Source organism: Peribacillus sp. SIMBA_075 (assembly GCF_046534585.1).
Genome location: NZ_JAWRYN010001298.1, coordinates 1 through 247, shown reverse-complemented (window position 1 = coordinate 247; position 247 = coordinate 1). Strand labels below are relative to the sequence as shown.

1 protein-coding gene is annotated in these 247 nt (G+C 36.8%); it reads left to right on the top strand.

Features of this window, described 5'->3' with window-relative positions:
• The coding region (locus SB775_RS32530) for a ribonuclease H family protein (RefSeq protein WP_486360739.1) at positions 1-247 on the top strand (247 nt) is incomplete at both ends.

Below are 247 nucleotides of genomic sequence, written 5' to 3'. Positions count from 1 at the left end.
ATTGGAGTTGGAATTGTATCACCACAAATGATTGATGAGATAAATATTTATCAAGCGACGAAACAAGCGATGTTAGATGCTGTCGCGAATTTATCTTGTGCGCCAGAACATTTATTAATTGATGCGATGAAACTTCCTACACCAATACCGCAAACATCCATTATTAAAGGTGATGCGAAAAGTATTTCTATTTCAGCTGCATCCATTATTGCGAAAGTAACGAGAGATCGTATGATGAAAGAGCTTG